This window comes from Acinetobacter endophylla (genome assembly GCF_053543775.1).
The window spans coordinates 1-560 of sequence record NZ_JBLVOM010000217.1; the positions used below are offsets into that span (position 1 = coordinate 1).

Genomic DNA, 560 nt, shown 5'->3' on the forward strand with positions numbered 1-560 from the left:
GAATCGGCTTATGGTTTATGGACGCTGGTTATCATTAACTCAGCAGTTTTTATCATGTTCGCTTTCAGTTTTTTTAGACCTTCCACTGCGCGCGATTGGCGTACATTTGGGGCCTTTTCGGCTTTTATCATTGCTCTATTTGTCGAAATGTATGGTTTTCCTTTAACCATTTACCTGTTATCTGGTTGGCTTCAAACTCGCTTCCCTCAACTTGACTTACTTTCTCATAATGCAGGTCACTTGTGGTCAACGCTATTAGGTGAAAAAGGTGATCCACATTTTGGCATTTTGCATATCGCCAGTTACGTTTTCTTGGGCTATGGATTTTACCTGTTATCAACGTCATGGCACGTGCTGTACAACGCGCAACGTCAGCATTCTTTAGCGATCACAGGCCCTTATGCACGTATACGTCACCCACAATACGTGGCTTTTGTGATGATCTTGCTGGGTTTTTTATTGCAATGGCCAACTTTACTGACACTGATTATGTTTCCAATCCTACTCTTAATGTACAGCCGCTTGGCAATTAAGGAAGAGGCTGAAATGAGTAAACAGTT

1 protein-coding gene is annotated in these 560 nt (G+C 42.1%); it reads left to right on the forward strand.

All coding sequences use genetic code 11. The features are described 5' to 3' along the window. Positions 1–560: methyltransferase family protein (locus ACNPNW_RS06430; RefSeq protein ID WP_448766769.1), on the forward strand; the 560-nt coding region annotated here is incomplete at both ends.